Raw genomic sequence first — 1,993 nt, 5'->3', positions numbered from 1 at the left:
ACCGCCTCGGTGACCAGCTCCAGGCGGGTCAGGTCACGCACCGCGGCCAGGACGTGCGTGGAGTCGGTGCGCTGCGTGGTGCGCTCGCGCACCAGTCCGGCCTCCTTCAGGCGGGCCAGTGCGAGGTCGAGGAGGCGGTCGACGCGGGCGTCCTCGGCGACGCGGTCTCGGAAGTCGCCCAGCACGCTGTGGTGGAATCCGGGATCGTCCAGCTCCATGGCCATCGCGTATTTGAAGTCGATGCGGCAGCGGACCGACTCGGCGGCCTGCCCGTCCGACAGCCCGAGCAGGAACTGCAGCACACAGACGGTGGCCAGCTGAGCAGGCGAGAGCCCCGGACGCCCGTCCCGCGGGTACCAGTCCGCAAAGTCCTTCTCGCGCCACAGCCCGTGCAGCCGGTCACGCACCCATATCGCCGTCGTACCACCCGGGTTGCTCGCCCGCGCAACCTGCGCAGTCAGAGACGGGACCTGCTCACCGGAACGGGGACGAAGGGACAACGGACACCTCGACAGCTGCATCGGTCGGCGGAACTACCCGATCATCCCGTCGATCTTGCTGCCGCACCGGGAAACTCCAAGATCCCCGACTGTGAGGATGGGGCGGCACCGCTCGAGGGTCTGACCCGATCCCCGATTGACGCTTCGGCTGTCCTCACTCTGAATCGTCGACCTTCCGGGCGGTGCCACCCGCGTGTACCGGTCGGCGATCGTGACCTCATAGAGCGTGACCCACGTGGTCCCATCACAGTCGTGTCCGTCCGCTGGCCGGTGCGAGCGAGCCAACTCGTCCCGCACGGAAGGAACCCGGCCGCCATGTCACAGCCCATCGAGGTGATCGGCGGGATCGACACCCACACCGACGTTCACCAGGCCGCCGTCATCGACACCATCGGCCGGCACCTGGCCACCGAGGCCTTCCCCGCAACACCTGCTGGCTACCGGGACCTGCTGCACTCCCACGGCCGGGTGCTGGTCGTGGGCATGGAGGGGACCGGTTCCTTCGGTGCCGAACTTGGCCGCTACCTCCGAGCCAACCAGATCACCGTCATCGAGGTGGACCGACCCGACCGTCGGGCTCGCCGAGCGGCAGGTAAGTCGGACTCCATCAACGCCTACGCCGCCGCCACCGCGGTACTCGCCGGCCGCGCCACCGGCACGCCGAAGCACCGCGACGGCGCGGTCGAGGCAATCCGCGGACTGCGCGTCGTACGCGCCAGTGCCGTCAAGGCCCGCACGCAGACCATCAACCAGATCAAATCGCTGGTCATCACCGCGCCCGCTGAGGTCCGCGAAGCACTCCGCTCACTGACCACCACCGAGCTGGTCCGACGGCTGGCCGCCAGCCGCCCGGGCACCGATCTGGCCGCCCCGGCCACCGCCGTCAGACTGGCCCTCAAGCGCCTGGCCAAGCGCTACCGGCACTTGAGCGAGGAGATAGCAGACGCGGACCGCGACCTACGCGTCCTGATCGACCGCACCGCACCCGGCCTGCTCGCGCTGCCGGGCGTCGGAACCGAGACCGCCGGACAGCTCCTGGTCACCGTCGGTGACAACCCCGACAGACTCGCATCCGAGGCCTCCTTCGCCCACCTGTGCGCCGCCGCACCCGTCCCGGCCTCCTCCGGGCGTACCGACCGCCACCGGCTCAACCGTGGCGGAGACCGCCAGGCCAACCGCGCGCTGCACACCATCGTGCTGGTCCGCATGCGCCACGACACACGCACCCGCGACTACGTGGCACGACGCACCCTCGAAGGACTCAAGACGAAGGACATCTTCAGATGCCTCAAGCGCTTCGTCGCGCGCGAGGTCTACCACCACCTGACCAGCGCCTTCAGCGGCACACCCGGCCCGTCTACTACAACTTGACGATCTATAGAAGCTTCAGAGTCAAGCTTAGAACGCGAGCCGCGCCCCAAGTATGGCGACCAGGGCATCATGGTGTGGGCGCGCACGAGTGATCTTTCTCGCCGTGTAAGAAGGCGCGTGAG

2 protein-coding genes are annotated in these 1,993 nt (G+C 68.6%); one reads left to right on the top strand and one right to left on the bottom strand.

Translation table 11 applies throughout. The features are described from left to right. The coding region (locus ACFZDK_RS55770) for a transposase (protein WP_390987093.1) at positions 1 to 407 on the bottom strand (407 nt) is incomplete at its 3' end. A 408-nt stretch (positions 408 to 815) separates the two neighbouring features. Between ACFZDK_RS55770 and ACFZDK_RS55765 the strand changes: the two genes are divergently transcribed. Then, positions 816 to 1,871: an IS110 family transposase gene (locus ACFZDK_RS55765; protein ID WP_390987090.1), complete on the top strand. Its 1,056-nt coding sequence runs from the start codon at positions 816 to 818 to the stop codon at positions 1,869 to 1,871. The last annotated feature ends 122 nt before the right edge of the window (positions 1,872 to 1,993 follow it).

Origin of the sequence: Streptomyces sp. NPDC007901, assembly GCF_042959465.1 — a bacterium.
Lineage (GTDB): Bacteria > Actinomycetota > Actinomycetes > Streptomycetales > Streptomycetaceae > Streptomyces.
This window is presented reverse-complemented; position numbering and strand designations above follow the sequence as displayed.

Bases quoted from the DNA above. Each gene is read 5' to 3' on its own strand.
- ACFZDK_RS55765 (WP_390987090.1), top strand. From the start codon at position 816: ATGTCACAGCCCATCGAGGTGATCGGCGGGATCGACACCCACACCGAC.